Source organism: Acinetobacter sp. 809848 (assembly GCF_000581275.1).
GTDB lineage: Bacteria > Pseudomonadota > Gammaproteobacteria > Pseudomonadales > Moraxellaceae > Acinetobacter > Acinetobacter pittii.
This window is the reverse complement of the sequence record NZ_JEXG01000106.1, coordinates 1-2047: the sequence shown is the minus strand read 5'-3', so window position 1 is coordinate 2047 and position 2047 is coordinate 1. Positions and strand designations below refer to the sequence as shown.

The 2047-nt window shown below is 30.9% G+C and carries 3 protein-coding genes; 1 reads left to right on the top strand and 2 read right to left on the bottom strand.

Annotated elements, in window-relative coordinates; all coding sequences use genetic code 11:
- On the top strand, positions 1–708 hold a 708-nt coding region (locus tag J536_RS25930; protein ID WP_032064219.1), incomplete at its 5' end, for a hypothetical protein.
- A 100-nt stretch (positions 709–808) separates the two neighbouring features.
- Here J536_RS25930 and J536_RS23880 read toward each other — a convergent pair.
- Complete coding sequence (locus J536_RS23880) at positions 809–1435, bottom strand: hypothetical protein (protein WP_032063941.1); 627 nt, start codon at positions 1433–1435, stop codon at positions 809–811.
- An 86-nt stretch (positions 1436–1521) separates the two neighbouring features.
- Positions 1522–2047 (bottom strand): DUF4113 domain-containing protein (locus J536_RS23875; protein ID WP_032064218.1); only part of this gene is annotated, 526 nt, incomplete at its 5' end.

The window sequence follows — 2047 nt, the reverse complement described above, 5'->3', positions numbered from 1 at the left end:
TGGAGCTTTTTAGTTGCTTTAGTTGCGTTAATTATTTCACTTTTTCCTCATATTAGGATTTGGTTGAAAGGAAATAAGCTAGATTTAGAAATTCATAATAAAATAACTCTTCATCATTGGGTAGGCTTCCCATCCATAAACATTTATTTAGGCGTGACTAATAAAGGTCGTGCTAGAGTGAAAATCAAAAGTATGAATGTCAAAATTGTAAAAGACGGTAGGGATATTGAAAATTTAAGTTGTAATGGTTATTTTGAGAGTACTACATCTCAATCTGCTAATTTATTTTTTCCTTTCGAACTCTCGTCTGATGAGTCTTGGGATCATGTTTGTTGGTTTGCAATTAATTTAGACAGAAATAAAGAGCAAAAAGCACGTAGTGCTTTTACTGCAGTAGATATGAATATCAGTGAAAAAATTCGTGTCAATGGTGCTAATAATCAGTTGGTAGAGGCAAATAGTGAGCTTGTTGATACTCTAAAAGAAATACATAGTCAGAATTTTATTTGGGATTCTGGTGAGTATTATTTAGAACTTAGATTTGAAACAATACCTTCTATCATACTTGAAAAGCGAGTACGTTTCACACTCTTTGAATCTGATGTAAAAGAATTAAATGATTATTTTAATGACTATAAGTTTGGATCAGCTTATAACCACCAGAAAAATAAAGGTGTAAATATTCTGATATCTGAAGCCTCTAATTAAATTTTATTCATACTAAAAATTGAGTATAAATTTTTATACTCAATTTTATTTATAATAACTAATTTAAGTTTATTTTAATATTTCTTCTGAATTATCGAAATTAATCTTTCTTTAAAATAAAGTATGGAACGTTTGAACCTTTTTTAGGTTTATATTTAATTTGGTAAATATCCTCATGATGTAAATGGTTTCTATCTATATATTTTAAGATTAAAATAGGTTTTAATGCTAACATATCTCTTAAGAAGTTATTTTTATCATTTGAATTGTAGTTAAGTTCTATATAGTGATGTTCTTGATTTTCAGTAATACTTCTAAATATATCAAATTGATTTCTAGTATCAAAATTTCCATATTTAATTCTAGCACTAGGATTAATTCCTCTATGATTTAGGGAAATCTCTAATAGAAATGCACTTTCTCCTATATTTAACATTTTTACCCCTATTTGAAAACGATACTTACTAAACGGAGGATTGTCATCCTGATATACGCTAGTTGTCTCTAAAAGAAAGTTTGGTTCTTTTGCTTTAGCTTGCAAATGCAAAGTATAAATAGCAGATAAAACAGCACCTAAAGTTGATATTCCTGAAAAGAAATATATAGTTAACGTAAGTAGTACAGTGGGATCAGTAATTTTAAAGCCGCATTTCAATACAAAATAGAATGAAATAGAAAGGCTAATCACTGTAAAAATTGTTAAAAGAATTAAATTAAAGTATTTCATCTTGGTAAAGTTTAGTTTTTTATTATCAGTAATTTACAGAAATTCATTTAACTTGTCACTATTAACTGATGAATTTGACTTGGTAGTTAATTTACTCTTATTAACTCATTCCATAGGAAAGGATTTCTACTCAATTTATCCCGCGACATCGACCAGTTTCGACCAGGAACAAAACATGGTCCGACCCCTAACTTTTTCTTTCCAAATTTGCTATGGATACCATCCATTGCCTGCATCAAACATTCTTTTTTCTCTATCAGACTAAAGTCAGTGAGCAGGTCATAAGTATGGCCAGACTTGGGTTCTAAACATGTCAGCACAACACCGCATTTCTTATATTTAATCCCTTCCTTGTAAATCTCAGCCACCAACCTTGTAGCTGCTCTTGCAAAATCAATAGCGCAGTCAGTCGGTTCTGAAAAAGAGCCTGTAATAGATTTATTGTAAAAGGGCACATTCTGATCGAAGGGATTCGACTGTACAAAAGCAATCATACATCCGCATAAAAGCTCTTCATCACGTAGCCTCTTACATGCATCTTGCGCATACATTGAGATAGCTTCTTTTAGATCTGTTAATTCAGTTACGCGACCACCGAATGACCTTGAAGCG

Coding starts and splice junctions, on each gene's coding strand:
- J536_RS23880 (WP_032063941.1), bottom strand. CDS start 1,435: ATGAAATACTTTAATTTAATTCTTTTAACAATTTTTACAGTGATTAGC.